Annotated in this window: 16 protein-coding genes; 10 read left to right on the plus strand and 6 right to left on the minus strand. The window is 43.2% G+C overall.

The window, feature by feature from the left end:
• Positions 1-48: 48 nt before the first annotated feature.
• Genes DQQ10_RS03865 through gldD form a run of 3 tightly spaced genes read left to right on the plus strand, consistent with a single transcriptional unit; the run spans position 49 to position 2,164 of the window.
• A complete protein-coding gene (locus DQQ10_RS03865; protein WP_112745448.1) occupies positions 49-495 on the plus strand; it encodes a single-stranded DNA-binding protein in 447 nt (148 codons plus the stop codon).
• Positions 464-1,546 (plus strand): CBS domain-containing protein, encoded by a 1,083-nt coding sequence (locus DQQ10_RS03870; RefSeq protein WP_112745449.1) that lies wholly within the window; start codon positions 464-466, stop codon positions 1,544-1,546. The genes DQQ10_RS03865 and DQQ10_RS03870 overlap by 32 nt, the downstream gene beginning before the upstream one ends.
• Positions 1,547-1,579: 33 nt before the next feature.
• Entirely contained in the window at positions 1,580-2,164 is a 585-nt protein-coding gene (gldD, locus tag DQQ10_RS03875) for a gliding motility lipoprotein GldD (RefSeq protein ID WP_112745450.1), read from the plus strand.
• Between the two features lie 257 nt (positions 2,165-2,421).
• On the opposite strand, the gene DQQ10_RS03880 is transcribed toward gldD, so the two are convergent.
• Entirely contained in the window at positions 2,422-3,072 is a 651-nt protein-coding gene (locus tag DQQ10_RS03880; protein WP_112745451.1) for an RNA polymerase sigma factor, read from the minus strand.
• Between the two features lie 91 nt (positions 3,073-3,163).
• On the opposite strand from DQQ10_RS03880, the gene DQQ10_RS03885 reads away from it, so the two are divergent.
• Positions 3,164-3,652, plus strand: coding sequence for a hypothetical protein (locus DQQ10_RS03885; protein ID WP_112745452.1), 489 nt, complete (start codon positions 3,164-3,166; stop codon positions 3,650-3,652).
• A gap of 190 nt (positions 3,653-3,842) precedes the next feature.
• Positions 3,843-6,683 carry an excinuclease ABC subunit UvrA gene (uvrA, locus tag DQQ10_RS03890; RefSeq protein ID WP_112745453.1) on the plus strand — a complete coding sequence of 947 codons (2,841 nt, stop codon included), beginning with the start codon at positions 3,843-3,845 and terminating at the stop codon, positions 6,681-6,683.
• 229 nt (positions 6,684-6,912) lie between these two features.
• Here the strand turns inward: uvrA and DQQ10_RS03895 are convergent, their stop codons facing one another.
• On the minus strand, positions 6,913-8,778 hold the full coding sequence (locus DQQ10_RS03895) for a M1 family metallopeptidase (RefSeq protein WP_245970266.1): 1,866 nt from the start codon (positions 8,776-8,778) through the stop codon (positions 6,913-6,915).
• 131 nt (positions 8,779-8,909) lie between these two features.
• Between DQQ10_RS03895 and DQQ10_RS03900 the strand changes: the two genes are divergently transcribed.
• A complete protein-coding gene (locus DQQ10_RS03900) occupies positions 8,910-9,200 on the plus strand; it encodes a DinB family protein (RefSeq protein ID WP_112745455.1) in 291 nt (96 codons plus the stop codon).
• Positions 9,201-9,243: 43 nt separating this feature from the next.
• On the opposite strand, the gene DQQ10_RS03905 is transcribed toward DQQ10_RS03900, so the two are convergent.
• A complete protein-coding gene (locus tag DQQ10_RS03905) occupies positions 9,244-9,810 on the minus strand; it encodes a hypothetical protein (RefSeq protein WP_112745456.1) in 567 nt (188 codons plus the stop codon).
• A gap of 122 nt (positions 9,811-9,932) precedes the next feature.
• The gene (locus DQQ10_RS03910) at positions 9,933-10,292 is read right to left on the minus strand and encodes a phage holin family protein (protein ID WP_112745457.1); all 360 of its coding nucleotides are present in this window, start codon (positions 10,290-10,292) and stop codon (positions 9,933-9,935) included.
• 67 nt (positions 10,293-10,359) lie between these two features.
• Here DQQ10_RS03910 and DQQ10_RS03915 point away from each other — a divergent pair, with 67 nt between their 5' ends.
• The 3 genes from DQQ10_RS03915 to DQQ10_RS03925 are packed head-to-tail and all read left to right on the plus strand — an operon-like array spanning position 10,360 to position 14,103.
• Entirely contained in the window at positions 10,360-11,730 is a 1,371-nt protein-coding gene (locus DQQ10_RS03915; protein ID WP_112745458.1) for an exonuclease domain-containing protein, read from the plus strand.
• A 9-nt stretch (positions 11,731-11,739) separates the two neighbouring features.
• The gene (locus tag DQQ10_RS03920) at positions 11,740-12,690 is read left to right on the plus strand and encodes an SMP-30/gluconolactonase/LRE family protein (RefSeq protein WP_112745459.1); all 951 of its coding nucleotides are present in this window, start codon (positions 11,740-11,742) and stop codon (positions 12,688-12,690) included.
• Between the two features lie 54 nt (positions 12,691-12,744).
• Positions 12,745-14,103 carry a dipeptidase gene (locus DQQ10_RS03925; protein WP_112745460.1) on the plus strand — a complete coding sequence of 453 codons (1,359 nt, stop codon included), beginning with the start codon at positions 12,745-12,747 and terminating at the stop codon, positions 14,101-14,103.
• A 42-nt stretch (positions 14,104-14,145) separates the two neighbouring features.
• Here DQQ10_RS03925 and DQQ10_RS03930 read toward each other — a convergent pair whose 3' ends face one another.
• Positions 14,146-15,213 carry a PA0069 family radical SAM protein gene (locus tag DQQ10_RS03930; protein ID WP_112745461.1) on the minus strand — a complete coding sequence of 356 codons (1,068 nt, stop codon included), beginning with the start codon at positions 15,211-15,213 and terminating at the stop codon, positions 14,146-14,148.
• A gap of 122 nt (positions 15,214-15,335) precedes the next feature.
• On the opposite strand from DQQ10_RS03930, the gene DQQ10_RS03935 reads away from it, so the two are divergent.
• A complete protein-coding gene (locus DQQ10_RS03935) occupies positions 15,336-16,238 on the plus strand; it encodes a 1-aminocyclopropane-1-carboxylate deaminase/D-cysteine desulfhydrase (RefSeq protein WP_245970268.1) in 903 nt (300 codons plus the stop codon).
• Positions 16,239-16,342: 104 nt separating this feature from the next.
• Here DQQ10_RS03935 and DQQ10_RS03940 read toward each other — a convergent pair whose 3' ends face one another.
• Entirely contained in the window at positions 16,343-17,104 is a 762-nt protein-coding gene (locus DQQ10_RS03940; RefSeq protein WP_112745768.1) for a sulfite exporter TauE/SafE family protein, read from the minus strand.
• Positions 17,105-17,123: the final 19 nt, after the last annotated feature.

Here is a 17,123-nt window from a genome sequence, read left to right on the forward strand (position 1 = left end):
TTTGTTAAGAGCCCTCCTCTTTCCAAATAGAAAATAAATAATAACAATATGTCAGGAGTAAATAAGGTAATTCTCGTTGGTCGACTTGGTAAAGACCCGGAAGTTAGGAATCTGGACAACGGTGCCGTGGTAGCAAACTTTAGTATCGCTACATCGGAAAGTTACAAGGACCGCACCACTGGTGAGAAAAAAGAAATTACCGAATGGCACAACGTCGTGCTGTGGAGAGGCCTAGCCGAGATTGCACAGAAATACCTGAGAAAAGGCGACATGGTTTTTATTGAAGGTAAACTTAGAACACGCTCATGGGAGAAAGACGGCGTGACAAGATACACGACAGAAGTAGTAGCGGATAACATGACGATGCTTTCACCGAAAACAGGTGGTGCCTCAGGTGGTGGAAGTTCTGACTATGGATCTGAGCGTTCTGGTAGTGAGCCGATGAGGACTGCAGCCACAACAAGTGATACGAGTACAGACGATCTGCCTTTCTAACCTCCATTCAGAATTAAAAAAGTTGGACGAGCCTCCCGGTAATAGTGACCCGTTGTTGATAGCAGGCGAGACTTTGGATAGCACCTTAAGCTTTTCCATTGTCGCTGGACTTGCTTTGATATGGTTCGTGATTGTTATCGTGGAGGCCGCACTCTTTACGCTATCGATCGAAGATCTTAACAAGCTCAGTCAACGAAAAAATATTTTTGATGCACCAGTTCTTTGGCTAATGAACTATCCACAACAAATGCAGATCACGAATTTGATGTTGCGTTGGGGAATTAAGGTTAGTGTGATTACGGTGCTCGTGTTGCTTCTCAGGAAAGATTTATATTCATCTTGGATTGTACTCCTAACCGGCGTCGCTGTGAGTATGGTTATTCTTTCTAGTGAAGTGCTCGCAAAATATTTGGCCAATCACTACAAGACGCTCATCGCGAGGAGTGCCGCGCCCGTTGCGATCGCAGGGGTTATAGCGCTTTCACCAATTACTTATCCGTTAAATTTTTTCCAAACATTTATCGTGAAAATCTTAGGGCGTAGGACGAAAGCATCGGAGAAGGCAGCCACAAGAGTGCTTCAAGAAACACTCAATGCCACGCATGCTCATGACGTACTTCCACAGCTCAATTTTGCAACGGTTGTGGTGAAACAATTAATGAAACCCGCAGGAAGTATCACTGCCGTTGAAATTGGAAACGATTTTGAGGCGCTACTGAGTTGTATCAATCGAACAGGGTTTTCGCGAATTCCAGTTTATCGCACAACGCCAGATAAAATAGAAGGTGTCATTTACATTAAAGACCTCATTCCATTTATTGAACAGACGCGTGGTTTTCAATGGCAGAAGCTTTTGCGGCCAGCTTATTTTGTGTCGGAATCTACAACGTTATCGACAGTATTGCGCGACTTCCAACAAAAGCATATTCAAATGGCGTTGGTGATAGATCGTTTCGGAAGAATTGCCGGTTTGGTAACGTTGCATGACCTGATCAAAGAAGTGATCGGCGACATTAATGAAGAATTTAATTCCGTAAACCCCGGCAGTTAGTAAAACGTGATACCTTTGCCTGATTCAATTATTATGAAGCTGAATTTTTTCGCCGTTTTGATCCTGGTCGTTTCCATGACCAGCTGTAACCGTGACTATTTGCCGAAACCACTTGGCTACAATCGTCTCGAGTTACCCACGCCAGCTTATCGAAACTTGCCCGATTCATTACCATTTGCTTTCGAATATTCTCAACACGCAACATTGCTCGACGACACCTCAAGTATTAGCGAGCGATTTTGGATTGAAATCTATTACCCAACACTGAAATCAAACGTCCACATTACGTATAAGCGTTTGAATCATGATGAAAAACTTTTGAAGGAGTTCATCAACGATGCCTATGTGCTCACGTCGAAGCATCAAATTAAGGCTTCTGCGATTGATGAGGTTATCACAAAAACACCAAGTGGTAAAACAGCTGTGATTGCAGAGCTAGAAGGAGATGTTCCGAGTCAATTTCAATTCACGGTAACAGATTCGGCAGAAAATTTCATAAGAGGCGCGTTGTACTTCAACACGAAGGTTGCGTCTGATTCGCTTGCACCAGCCATAGAGTACATGAAAAAAGACATCATGCATCTCATCAACACGTTAGAATGGAAAAATCAAAAATAAGATAGCTTGCGGCTCAATTCAAAGGCAAGCTGTTAGGGTGGCAAAACAATGTTGTCATCCAAATATTTTTGGATGTAGCCATAAAAATCCTACACCGATAGGACTATAGTTGCTTCTTCTGGGTGCTGCGTGAATATGCAAGGATATTGAGTACCGTGCTCGCAGATGGCTGCATCTGACTTTCATCAATATCCCTTTTCAGCGAGCAAAGCTCCTTATAAAGCGCTTGCAATTCGCTATCGCAGATCAAAGCTTTATCAATCTCCTTGCTCTCCGCCTCCGTAGTCTCGTGGTATAGATACCTGATCAGGTCCGTCTGGGTAAAAGTTTTTATCATAGGCTCTGTTTTTACTCATTTTCTTCCGGAGGTTGATCAGCGCATACCGCATTCTTCCGAGTGCAGTATTAATGCTAACACCTGTCCGGTCCGCAATTTCCTGAAAACTCATTTGAAGGAAGTGTCTCATGATCAGTACTTGCTTCTGTTCAACAGGAAGTTCTTTGATAAACGTGCGAAGTCGTGATCGCGTATCTTGGGCGACCTGTTTCAATTCCATTGAATCCTCAGCGAATTCCATTGAATTAAAAACGCGGCTTCCGTCTTCAAGAACAATTTCGGGGTAACGCTTATTTTTTCTGAAATGATCAATGGCAAGGTTGTGCGCGATCCTGCTGATCCATGGTTGGAATTTCCCCTCTTCATTATAACGCCCGCTGCGGATCGTGTTAATGGCCTTGACAAATGTTTCCTGTAACAAGTCTTCAGCAGTATATCGATCCTTGACGATCAGATATATAGCTGTATAAAGTTTAGATTTGTGACGGTTCAGGAGCATTTCGAAAGCTTCTTCGTTACCGATTTGATATAACGACACCAATTGGCTGTCGCTTAATCTGCTATCAATCATTCTATCTCTCTTTTAGGTAACGTAGAGGTCTTGCTCGATATTGTAGGGGTTTAAATTTTGTGATTGGAATGAAAAGATAGAAAGATTCTTGATGAGCGCAAAAAAAAATCTCAGAAATTCTTGCCTCTCAAATAATTTCTTCACCTATTTGCTCGCAGAATTCGCACACAATAATGGTATGGCTGTTAGTAAAAAGAAAGTAATAAAAAGTTTAGAAAATCTTTCCGAAGATTTGAAAGATCTGCTTCGCGATCAGTATCCAAACGGATATGAGGGAAGCATCACGCGTATCACAAACGCTAAAAAAGAACCAATTTTTGTTTTCCCATTGGAAACAGAAGACGCAACATACCTTATTAAGGTACCCGCTACTAAAAACAGCGAGGGCGAATACGACGTCGAGTCTAAACCCGAGGGCGACGACGATGGTGGCGACGACGACTACGGATCAAGTAGCGGTGGTAGCGACGATGACGACTTTGGAAACAGCGGCAGCAGTAGTGGTGATGACTACGATGACGATGGTGGTGGCCGAAAAAGTGGCCGCGAGCAAAGCTATGACCCCGATTTCGACGCATAATAATTACGATAGAACTCATCAATACAGAAATATCCGGCAGAACGTCGGATATTTTTTTTCCATTGACTCCAGCTTGTGTTGGGATGTATCCAACGCTGTGGAATTTTATATTTCAAATCAGCAAATTGAACTTATCTTTTCACATTAGCAGTTTATAGGTATTATTGACCCGAACAACAGCCGCAGCCACGTGAGTAAAGCATTATCGAAAACAGACGCCCATTTAGACGAACTCGATCCCAAAGAATACATCATCATTAAGCGGGCAAGAGTAAATAATCTGAAAAATCTTAGCGTCGCCATTCCGCGTAATAAATTGGTGGTCGTCACCGGGCTCTCGGGTTCTGGAAAATCATCGTTGGCATTCGATACTTTGTTTGCAGAGGGCCAGCGTATGTATGTAGAAAGCTTAAGCTCCTACGCTCGGCAATTTCTTGGTCGTATGGAAAAACCAGAGGTGGATTATATCCGAGGTGTATCTCCAGCGATTGCTATCGAGCAGAAAGTGAACACCAGAAACCCACGTTCTACGGTTGGTACCACAACCGAAATCTATGACTATCTAAAACTTCTGTTTGCCAGAATCGGAAAAACCTACTCACCTGTTAGCGGCAAAGAAGTGAAACGCGACACGGTGACAAGTGTGGTTGATGCAATTAACAAATTCCCAACCGGCATGCGCGTGATGGTAGCCTGTCCGTTGCATGTAAAGAAGGGAAGAAAAATTGCGGACGAATTAAACCTACTGCTCAGCAAAGGCTTTGCGCGTATCCTCATTAACGGTGTTGTGCAGTTTATAGAGGAACTTGTCGGAACAGAAACGGAAGGGACCAAGAAAAAGAAAGCACTGAAGATTGAGGGTGAAATCGAAATTCTTATTGATCGAACATCCGTTGACGCGGCCGATGAGAACACGATTTTTCGATTGTCGGACTCTATACAAACAGCATTCTTCGAAGGTGAAGGCGACTGTGTAATTTATCCCGAGGGTCATGCGAAGATGAACTTCACCGATCGCTTCGAGCTCGACGGTATGAAGTTTACCGAGCCCTCTGTAAACTTTTTCAGTTTTAATAATCCGTATGGAGCATGTCAAACATGTGAAGGATTTGGAAAAATATTAGGCATTGATGAAGATCTGGTGATTCCGGATAAATCGCTTTCTGTTTACGAGGGTGCTATTGCACCATGGCGAACGGAAACGATGAGCGAGTGGTTGAAGCCGCTACTGAAAAATGGAATTAAGTTCGACTTTCCTATTCACCGGCCTTACAACGAACTGACTAGAGCACAACAAGAATTATTGTGGACAGGTAATACGCATTTCGAGGGCATCAACGATTTCTTTAAATATTTAGAATCGAAAATGCACAAGATCCAGTACCGCGTGATGTTGTCGCGCTACCGTGGAAGAACCAACTGTCCTGATTGCCGAGGAACACGACTCCGAAAAGATGCACAATATGTGAAAATTGTAGATACATCGATTACGGATCTGGTGTTAATGCCAATCGAAGAAGGCTTGGTATTCTTTGAAAAATTGAAGCTGCCGGAATATGATCGAAAAGTGTCGGATAGAATTTTGACAGAGATCAAATCGCGATTAGAGTACCTAGAAAAAGTTGGACTGGGTTACTTAACACTCAATCGTATTACGTCCACATTATCGGGTGGAGAGTATCAGCGCATCAAACTTGCAACATCATTAGGTAGCGCACTTGTTGGATCAATGTACATCCTTGATGAGCCAAGTATCGGACTTCATCCAAAAGACACAGATCGAATGGTGAGTGTGCTGAAGACGCTTCGTGATTTGGGAAATTCGGTAATCGTTGTTGAGCACGAGGAAGAGATTATGCGGGCAGCAGATCAAATTATTGATATTGGTCCAGATGCAGGAAGTCATGGTGGTGAATTGGTTTTCCAAGGAACACTGAATGACATGAACGGAAAAGTAGCGTCTCACACAACGGACTACCTATCTGGTCGGGAAGAAATTGCGCTGCCAAAAATGCGTCGTCGCTGGAAAGATTCCATTACCGTTGTCGGTGCACGCGAAAACAACCTTAAGAATTTGACGGTGAAGTTTCCGCTTGGCGTTCTTACGGTGATCACAGGCGTGAGTGGATCTGGAAAATCAACGTTGATCAAGAAAATTCTTTACCCAGCGGTGGGTAGGTTAAACGGTTCTGTTGCCGAAGCGCCAGGACGTTTTGATAAACTGGAAGGTGATTTTGCAAAGATCACGCAAGTGGAATTTGTAGATCAGAATCCAATTGGAAAATCCTCGCGATCAAACCCAATAAGTTATGTGAAGGCGTATGATGCGATTCGTAATCTTTATGCGGAGCAACCGCTTGCTAAGCAACGCGGTTACAAACCCTCGCACTTCTCCTTCAATGTTGAAGGTGGAAGATGTGAGACTTGCGAAGGTGAGGGTGAGATCAAAGTAGAAATGCAATTCATGGCCGACATTTATCTGAAGTGTGAGAGCTGCCATGGAAAACGTTTCAAACAAGAAATTCTTGAAATCGAGTTTAATGGCAAGAACATCGCCGATATTCTTGATATGACCGTCGAAGAAGGAATGGATTTTTTCAAAGACAAAAAAACAATCTTCGATAAAATTCTTCCGCTCAATGATGTTGGGTTGGGATATGTTAAACTTGGACAGTCATCAAACTCGTTGAGTGGAGGTGAGGCGCAACGCGTGAAGCTCGCTTCGTTCCTAGGAAAAAATTCCGCCGAGGGAAACATCCTTTTCATATTCGATGAGCCTACTACTGGGCTACATTTTCATGATATTTCAAAATTGCTGAAAGCCATTAATGCACTCGTTGATCAAGGTCACAGCGTGATGGTGATTGAGCATAATCTTGAAGTAATCAAATGTGCAGACTGGATTATAGACCTCGGTCCTGATGGCGGGGAAAAGAAAGGTGGAACGTTGATGTTTGAAGGAACGCCAGAGGAAATGGTAAAAAAGGGTAAAGGGTATACTGCAGAGTTTCTGAGAAAGAAACTCACTTAGCTTTTGGCGATTAGACGGTCATACCAAAAAGCCCAGTATAAAGTCCGACGACGATCGCCACGACAATCCCAACAACGAGTAAAATTCTTCTTTTCAACAACATACAATCGAATATCATAACGCTTAGACACCAAAGGTGCCAAAGACGTTGCATCGACCCAAAAATTATTTCTTGGATCGACAATATTGTTTACTGAAGCGTCTGAATTTTGATCTGAAGTGGAGCGATTTAGTTAAGCAGCTTGTCAAACGTATTCGTTGCAACGAAATGGTAGTTAGGTCGAGCTTTCGCGTAGATATCCTTCGCGTACTGCTTGCCTTCCGGTGTTTTGACAAGTTCGCCATACAACGGACTCAAGAATTTTCTACGACCTGTATTGATCAAGAACTCCTCCATTCGCGGATATGCTTTCTTGTAATTGTGTTTGATCACGTGAACAAACCAAGCGCAAAGAATTTCAGCATTGCCCGATTCGGTAAATTTTCCAAAAGCATCCAACGCCGCCATTTGTTCAGCTGATAATGCGTCGGGTAAATTTTTGATGAAGTGAAGCCATTCGTGTGTACTCCACTGGGCTGCTGCTGTCGGATTAAATCTTCCATCAGCTTTCCATTGACTTAACGCTGCGTCTACTTTCTCGAGCAATGTCGATACCGGTTGAGGGCATGACGCCGGGAGGTCTTCTGAAAAAATCCACTCATTGAACAATGAATCGCTCAGTGAAATGTTGTTCTTCGTTTGATAGTAATCTTTGATGTATTTGATGAAGCCATCGGTATCAAGCGACTTAAATGCATTGTCGTGAAAATAGTTATTCAAGAAAGCATCAAACTTTTCGCGACCATACTGTTCTTCTATGAGGCGAAGGAAAAAATAACCTTTGTTATAAGCTATGTCAGTCACGCCGTCGTCAGGATTTCTTCCAACGAGATCTAATTTGAGCTTTGTGTCTTTGGACAAATTATCTCCTTTAAGATCGGCAATAGTTTCTTTTAGGTCTTGCAATGCGAGTGTCGCTTGCATTTCCGAATAGTCATGACCATAGAGTTTTTCCATGATGCGATGTTCGAAGTAAACGGTGAATCCTTCGTTCAACCAGAAGTCATCCCACGTTGCATTGGTAACAAGATTTCCAGACCAGCTATGGGCGAGTTCATGTGCGACCAATGAAGTCAGTGAACGGTCACCGGCCAATATCGTAGGGGTTGCAAAAGTAAGACGCGGATTTTCCATCCCTCCAAATGGAAAGCTTGGCGGAAGTACGATAAGATCGTAACGTTCCCATTGATATTTTCCGTACAGGGACTCGGCGCCAGCGATCATCTTTTCGAGGTCAGCAAATTCCCAAGCAGCTTTTTCTACTACCGATGGCTCAGCATAAATTCCGGCGCGATCACTGATCGGTTTGAACGCAACGTCTCCCACTGTCAAAGCAAGTAAGTATGACGCAATAGGTTGCTTCATTTCAAAATGATATTCTCCTTTCTCATTTTTTTCTTGCGGGTTCGATGCACTCATCATCGCCAATAAAGTGTTTGGCACTTTCACGTCAGCGTCGTAAGTGAAGCGAATACTGGGCGAATCTTGACATGGCACCCAGGTACGTGCAAGTATCGCCTGTGATTGCGTAAACATGAAAGGATACTTTTTTCCTGCCGTTTGTTGTGGCGATAGCCATTGAATTGCTTCTGCATCGGCCGGTACGGAATAATGTACGGCTACTCTTTTTGTTTCTGGTTTTATGAGAATGGCGAGTGCTTGTCCGAGGATCGGATCCTTTTCCGAAAGTCGAAATTCGGTTTTCTGATTATTATCGAGAAAAACTTCCTTTATCGTTAGCCCTTTAATATCCAGCGTGAGCAGGTCAGCACCTTCTGATTTTTCAATATTCCAAGTAGCAACAGCATCGATCGTTTTTGTGTCAACATGAATATCTGCTTTCCAGGAAAGATGGGTTACGCGTGCGTCAGTTGGAATGGAATAGGAATGTGGATCTTTGGGCATAGCAACAGGTGTAGATTCGTTTTTCTCAGGTTGGCAACTCTCCATGCTGAAGAGTATCAGCGCGACTAAACTTAAGCGAGTGAAATTCATAAGCATGATGTTGGCTTTAAAAATAGTACAAATTACCTGATTTGAACCCGCTTTGTGATGATCGGTTCGGTTGTAAAAATTGTAATTTCATTGACTAACAATATCTCCACATCGGTGAAGCAAATTTTGCAATGGTGGTTGGTGCTATCGAGAAGCAAGGTCCATATGGATTCGGTCCACTTGAAAAATCTAATAAGTACAATACAAAAGCTACGTTGGCTAAGATCGTTGGTGATAGCTATGATGGTGTGAAAGAAATGAACGATCAGAAATTTACAGAGACGTTCCAGTTATTCAATTGGAATGTGACGAAGGAAGCGGCATTTCAAAAAGCATTTGAACATCAAACGCATCATCGAGGTCAAACAACGGTGTGCCTACGGGTAAGGGGTATCAAGCCGCCTGAAGAGAGATTATTTTAGAAATCAATAAAAAGAAGAGGGACTTTAAAAGTCCCCTTCTATTTTACCATTCGTCGCAATGACGTCCACCGGGTCTTCTGTTATCTAAATATCCTGCGAAGTCATCGTCGTAGTAATCTACATTTGTACTAACAATTGTGCCTCTATCGGCGTAGTACATTCTCACCGGGATCTCTGTTGACACAGACCAGTTTCTGCCGGAGAAAGATATGTACACACGTCTTGTGTTGTCGTAGTAAACGTCATAATCGCGGTAGTAGACGTAACGAGGTTCATGATAAGCATGGTGATGGTGGTGATGAACGACTACCGGTGCTGGACGGTGTACAACAACTACCGGAGCAGGACGATGAACGACCACGATTTTTTTAGAGTGATGATGATTGTTGTGGTGATAATAGTTATGGTCAGTATGATGGTAGCGTTCTGAATGATATCGGTTATTATCATGATGATTGCTCTTACCATTTCCTCTACCGTTACCACGTTCGCCACCCTTATGATGACCCCCGCGATCATGTCCGTTACCACGTCCTTGTGCCCAAACAATATTTCCACTGGTGATGATCATCAATGCAATCACAGCGGATAAGGCAAACCTCGTTTTCATAATTTTTTGGCTTTAAATCTCGGAGTTGAGCTCCTTGCCTGGTATTAGGCAAAGGGAATGCCAAATCATTACTACACGAAAGATGCGATCAGACGCATTTGTGGTTCAACGAGTTATAAAAATCAATCCTGATTCCTTTTGGCTTTTTCGCCGGTTATATCATCGAATAGACTATTGAAAATCGCAAGGATTAAACTAAACGCGAGCGCCCACCAAAATCCATCAACGTTGAACCCGGGAACAAGGAAATCAACAAGTAAAATGATGAGTGCGTTGATGACGAGGAGGAACAATCCAAGGGTTATAAATGTAATGGGAATGGTAAAAAAAATGAGGACAGGACGAACGATTACGTTGGCGAGGGAAAGAACGGCGGCCACTAATAAGGCGTACCAATAATCGCGCACGTGAACGCCATTGAGCAAGTAAGAAGTAAGTAAAACGGCTAAACCAGAGAGTAAAAAGCGAAGAATGCCACTCATTTTCTTGATGTAAAATTTCCTTCAATTTCTGCTTTTACCGGAAGACTGCAAATTTTAAATTTCGAACATGTATGCGATTGTTGACATAGAAACTACCGGAGGCTATGCCGCCAATCATCGTATTACAGAGATCGCCATTTACTTACATGACGGTGGTCGTATTACCGACGAGTACCACACGCTGATCAATCCAGGACGTAATATTCCATACTACATTACCGGACTTACTGGAATTACTACCGAAATGGTGTTAGATGCACCAACATTTGAAGAAGTGGCTGAGGATATTTTTAATCTACTTGACGGAAAAGTTTTTGTTGCTCATAACGCGCATTTCGATTACTCTTTCTTAAAACGTGAGTTCGAGTTATCAGGCATCAATTGGACATCAAAAAAACTTTGCACAGTTCGCTTAAGCAGAAAAATTATTCCGGGGCTACGATCCTATAGCTTGGGAACACTTTCGGAAAGCTTAGGTATCGTAATCACGAACCGGCATCGTGCGGGCGGAGATGCTTCAGCGACAGCGAAAATATTTGACCTGCTCCTGCGCCGCGATCAAGACAGCCACATTCTGAAGGCGCTCAAGAAAAACTCAGGTGAAACAATTTTACCACCGAATTTAGCACGTGAAGAATTTGATAAGCTTCCCGCCAAGCCTGGTGTCTATTACTTCTTAAACAATCGTGGTAAGGTTATCTACGTTGGAAAGGCGATCAACATTAAAAAAAGAATTGCGGGCCATTTCACGGGTGATGCAAAAGAGTGGGGACGGTCGAAAATTAGAAATGAAATTCATCACGTTCGATACGAGCTCACGGGAAATGAATTGATCGCCTTGATACTTGAGTCACAAGAGATCAGAAGACTATGGCCAAAGTATAACATGGCGCAAAAGTACAAAGTGGAGGAGTGGGGAATTTATAACTACGAAGATCGAAACGGCTATCAACGATTTTCGGTGAACATGGTGTCGAAAGGAACGCAGCCGTTAATTCGATTTAGTACCAAAGGAGACGCTTGGAATTTTTTGTGGGATCGCGTTCGCAATTTTGATCTATGCCCAAAGCTGTGCGGCCTTCAAATCACCCCGGGTTTATGTTTTCATTATCAAACAGGTGAGTGTAAAGGTGCATGCATGTGCATCGAGACGGTGAAGAAGTATAACAAGCGCGCTGTAAAAGCTATTGAAAGCTTCAGACCGAAAGGTGAATCGGTGGCTATCATCGGGAGGGGGCGAAATCTCGAAGAGCAGTCATTGGTACTTGTGGAGAATGGGTGCTACCGCGGATTCGGTTTTTGCGACAAAGCTGTTTCCATCAGCACATTTGAATCGGCCGTTAATTTTGTCAGGAGAGGCGTAGAGACACCCACTGTGCAGAATCTAATTAATTCCTATCTTACCAACCCGCGCGATGCGGAAGTTGTTGTCTTCTAAAGTTGTCGTATGAAAAAAATCCTCCTCATCATGCTGTGCATGCCAGCAGCATTATTCGCGCAATTACGCAAACCAGAAATAGCTTTTACAATTCCCGAGAAGGATCTCTTTCCTGAAGGTATCGCGTACGACGCTGCATCTCAATCATTTTTCGTCAGCAGTATTTTTAAAAACAAAATTGTTAAGATCTCAGCAAAAGGAATTGTAGAAGATTTTGTGAAGTCAAATGCTGATGGTATTGAACAAGTGCTAGGCATGAGGGTAGATTACAAAGGAATGTTGTGGGCGTGCAATAATCCGCCAGAGCATGATTCGCTGAAGAAGTATTCTAATATTCATGTGTATGATGTAAAACGTAAAGCGTTATACAAGCGATATCAAATCAGCGACGGTAAAAGTCATTTATTCAATGATTTGATAATTGCTGGGAACGGCGACGTGTATGTTACAGATACGAACGCAGGCATGTTGTGGGTTATAAAACAAGGTGCAAACGACATTGAAGCGTTCACAAAGCCTGGGAGCCTTCCTTGGGCAAATGGAATCGTATTAACGCCGGATGAAAAGACTCTTTTGGTGTGCACAGGAAGTGGTATGGGGATCGCACGGGTGTCGATCGAAACAAAAAAGGTGGAGACATTTCCCGTTGAACGCTATTTGATTCTCGGCATGGATGGTATGTACTTGTACAAAAACTTATTAATCGGCGTACAAAACACAACTTTCCCGGAAGGCATTCTTCAAATGGATTTGAGCGACGATGTAACACGCGTAACCGAAGTGAAATTTTTGGCCTACGATGTCCCGCAATTCGAAATTCCTACAACGGGCGTAGTGGTTGGTGATTATTTTTATTTCATCGCCAACAGTCAGATGATGCATATCGTGGGGCAGGGTGGCCAAGTGAAAGATGCGCAACAGCTTAAAGACAATTTTATTATGAAGATTAAATTAAACTGAGCGAATGGAATCATTTGCAATTTTTAAGTTTGCACACTCATTAACCTAAAAAACATGATCAAAGAATATATCGCGTCCAATAAAGACCGCTTTCTCTCAGAATTGTTCGATTGGCTTCGCATTCCATCCGTCAGTGCCGACAGCAGACATAAGGGAGATGTTCGCAAGGCTGCAGAATTTTTGAAGGATAAACTTTCAAACGCCGGGGTCGACATGGTAGAGATTTGTGAAACGAAAGGTCATCCGATCGTGTACGCGGAAAAAATCGTTAATCCATCTCTTCCGACGGTTTTGGTTTATGGACATTATGATGTGCAGCCAGCAGACCCGATTAACCTTTGGACTTCAGGCCCATTCGAACCCGTTTTGAAAGAAGGAAAGATTTACGCGCGCGGTGCATGCGACGACAAAGGACAAGTGTACATGCACGTGAAGGCATTTGAAGCGATGATGAAATTGAATTTGCTTCCCTGCAATATCAAGTTCATGATTGAAGGTGAAGAAGAAGTTGGTTCCGATAACCTTGGCCTATTTGTCAAGGATAACAAATCGAAATTAAAAGCTGATATCATTTTGATTTCAGATACAGCGCTAATTTCATTGGAACATCCATCGATCACCACGGGATTGCGCGGACTCAGTTATATGGAGGTAGAAGTGACAGGACCGAATCGCGATCTACACTCCGGCGTTTACGGTGGCGCTGTGGCCAACCCGATCAATACATTATGTGCCATGATTGCGTCGTTGCATGATGCGAATGGAAAGGTTGCTATTCCTGGTTTCTATAATAAAGTGGCGGAGCTTACCGCGAAAGAACGTGAGGCTTTGAACGAAGCTCCATTTGATTTAAATGATTACAAGAAAGATCTTGATATCAATGAAATCAAAGGTGAGAATGGTTATACAACATTGGAGAGAACAGGAGTTCGTCCGACGTTGGATGTAAATGGAATTTGGGGTGGCTACACTGGCGAGGGGGCGAAGACCGTTCTTCCTTCGAAAGCCAGCGCGAAGATTTCAATGCGTCTTGTACCAAACCAAGTGAGCGCTGAAATCACAGAACTCTTTACAAAACATTTTCAGAAGATTGCGCCGCCTTACGTAAAGGTTAAAGTGACTGCGCATCACGGTGGCGAACCTGCTGTTACACCAACGGACTCCGCAGCGTATAGAGCAGCAAGTCATGCATTTGAAGAAGTGTGGGGCAAAACGCCGATTCCTACGCGCGATGGTGGTAGTATTCCGATAGTAGCATTATTTAAACGTGAACTTGGTTTGGACACTGTGTTAATGGGCTTTGGTCTTGATAGTGATGCTATTCATTCACCCAATGAACATTACGGTGTCGATAACTTTTTGCTTGGCATTGAAACGATCGTAACATTCTACAAGCACTACGCGAAGAAATAATTTTCTCATGTATTTCACCGGGGTTAAACCCGGTGAAATCTTTTAGAACAGACTTAGGTTTCCACCCTTTCTAAATTTTGTAAGATCCATTGCCGGCATAGACCTGTCGGTGAAGAATTTTCTTTTTGAAGTCACAAAAAGTTGATGAATTGTTCTAGCATATTCACCTTCACCGCTCATGCGTCTTCCGAATTGCGAATCGTTTACATTTCCACCGTGTAGCGCACATATTTGATTCCATACTTTCTCAAAGCGGTCCGGAAAATTTTTACGCAACCAATCTTCAAAAATTTTTCCAATAGAACCATTAAGTCTCACAACAGTCATTCCTGCATTTCGCGCGCCAGCATCAGCAGCAGCTTTGAGAATCGATGGAATCTCATGGTGATTTAATCCAGGGATGATTGGTGCGTTCATAATTCCTACGGGTATCCCTGCATTCGAAAGCAATTCTACAGTTTGCAATCTTTTTGTTGCACTTGCTGTACGCGGTTCCATTGTTCGACGAAGTTCTTCGGTGAGTGATGTGATAGAAATGTATACATGGACAAGATTGTCTTGCGCGAGATCTTTCAATAAATCGATGTCGCGTGTAATTAAACTGTTCTTTGTAATGATACCGACGGGGTGCCTGTACTGCGCCATGATCTTAAGCATTCCCCTGGTGATTTCCATTTTTCTTTCAAGTGGTTGGTAGCAGTCTGTGTTACCAGAGAAACTTAGTGGTGTAGCATGCCAATCCGGATGAAGAATAAATTTTTCGAGAAGCGCTGGCGCATTTTTTTTGACGATGATTTTACTTTCAAAATCAAGACCAGCGTTGAAGCCCCAATACTCGTGCGAATTTCTGGCGTAGCAGTAGATGCATCCGTGCTCACAACCTTGATAAGGATTGGCGGAGTACATCATGCTTAAATCTGGGCTGGTTACTTTGTTGACGATCTTCTTGGGCGTCTCGTAAAATATTTGTGTCGTAGGCGCGCTGAAGAGAGGCTCATCCAAACCTTCAACATGATCGGTAACGTATTGCGCTTTCAAAAACTTGTTGGCTGTTTTGATTTGCGCTCCCCGGCCCTTAAAATAATCTTCTTGTGATTCTTCCGCCTTCATTTCGCCTCCTTGAGTTAACAAAGTAACTAATATTTTTAGTCATTAAAACTAAAATAATTAGAATTATATTTGCCGTTGCGCATCCGGCACAATTGCTTTTTCTTTGGGAAAATTCATCTGCATTGCTGCAATACAACGAACCGCCGCTTCAGGAAATTAGTCTGCCTGTCTTACAAGAAGCCGCTGTTCGCCTCTTGGTGCTTCGTGAAGATTTGAATCATCCTGAAATTGCTGGCAATAAGTGGTGGAAATTGAAGTATAATCTCGCCCTCGCGTTGGAGCAAAGTCACGATACACTGCTGACATTCGGTGGTGCATATTCCAATCATATCGTAGCAACGGCCGCCGTTGCGAATGAAAATAACTTGAAGAGCATCGGTATTATTCGTGGGGAGGAAACCTTGCCATTAAATGATGCGTTGACATTCGCATGTTCAAAAGGAATGCGTTTACATTACGTCTCTCGCGAAGATTATCGCCATAAAACCGAGTTGAAATTCATCGACAGTCTTCGAGAGCAATTCGGTAACTTTTATTTGATCCCGGAAGGCGGTACCAACGACGCAGCGGTTCGAGGCACAGAAGAATGGGGCCGTAAAATTTCTCGCATTGATTTCGACTACTTGTGTTTGCCCATTGGAACGGGTGGCACAACGGCAGGGATACTGGCCGGTTTGGATGGACGAAAGTGTGTTCTCAGCATAAGTGTTCTTAAAGGTGGTGACTTCTTAAAAGAAGAAGTTGACACACTTACGAAAAATAATTTTCAAAAAGTTTATGGAAACTGGCAACTCCTAACATCCTATCATCACGGAGGCTATGCCAAGACATCGGAACCCCTGTTGTCTTTTATTACCGAGATGAAGAACAAGCATAACCTCCCACTCGATGTTGTGTACACTGGCAAGTTATTGTGGGCAGTGCTGGAGGAGGTGCGACTAGGAAGATTTGAGAGAGGATCCACGATACTTGCCGTACACACGGGTGGGTTAGGCAGTTATCGGTCATCAGTTAATCGTGAATAGTATTGTTTCGCGAAACTTGCTCTTTGCGACTTTGCCGTAAAAAAGAAATCGGCTCGTTCTCTGCCGCAACTAACGATAGTATGAAATCGGCAATGGAAAATATTTTACTTTCTAACAAACATCATCACGGCTGCCAATAAGGTCATGCCAATAATGAACCATCGATATGCTTTTTCCGGTAAACTTTTTACAATGATGATCCCCAGATAAGCACCAAGAAAAATCAACGGGAGCGTTGAGAGATCGAGTAGGAAGGTATTGAGATTAATAGTTTCCCAACGCCATATATGAAAAGGAACTTTCATCCAATTGATGATCATGAAGAACCATGCCGTAGTTCCGATGAAAGAATTTTTTGGGAAACGCATCGACAGAAAATACACGGCCATTACAGAGCCTGCCAAGTTTCCAACCATCGAAGTGAATCCACCAGCAATTCCTGTTAAGGCACCAAACCATTTTGCATGAGGAACTTCATCTTTGTGTCGTCCGCGCTCAAGCCAGATCATAATCCCAACGCTTACCAGGATGATCGTGGCCATGATAACCTTGAATACTTGATCGTCTATCTTTTCACCGATCACAGTTCCGAAAATTGTTCCCACCAGAGCCCAAGGGAGTAGTTTTTTGAGATGCCCCCACTCTGCGTGACGGTGGTAATACCAAACCCCGATCACATCGGCGAGGCAAAGCATCGGTAGCATAATACCACTCGACAATTGACCACCAAATACAGCGGCGAGCATTGGTACAGAAAGCATTCCGGCGCCATGCACACCAGTTTTCGACATGCCGACGAGCACGCCAACGATCGCGATGAAGATGAGGTCAGCATAGCTGAGGGTGAATCCAAAAATTGTGAGCAAGAAAAAATGTTTTGGCAAA

This window comes from Pseudochryseolinea flava, from assembly GCF_003286915.1.
Lineage (GTDB): Bacteria > Bacteroidota > Bacteroidia > Cytophagales > Cyclobacteriaceae > Ohtaekwangia > Ohtaekwangia flava.